Here is a 217-nt window from a genome sequence, read left to right on the forward strand (position 1 = left end):
ACTGCTCCGTCACCACATCCCTCTTCTGCCCGGTTCCCACTTCTTTTTCACCGCGCAGCGAGCAGGCACGGTACTCATAGTTGGTCTCACTGCCGTTTGCCTTACATTTTGTCAGAAGATAGCTCTGATTGGTGGAAACTCGCTGGGAAGCGATTCCCGCTCCAGAGGTATTCATCAGCCGTTCCACGGTCCGGTAGGTATAGGTTTCCCGGCTTCC

General features: G+C 54.8%; 1 protein-coding gene. It reads right to left on the bottom strand.

All coding sequences use genetic code 11. The features are described 5' to 3' along the window. The coding region (locus DW019_RS15240; protein ID WP_207663948.1) for a hypothetical protein at window positions 1-217 on the bottom strand (217 nt) is incomplete at both ends.

The sequence above is a fragment of the Clostridium sp. AF37-5 genome (assembly GCF_003477605.1).
Taxonomy (GTDB): Bacteria; Bacillota; Clostridia; order Lachnospirales; family Lachnospiraceae; genus Eubacterium_F.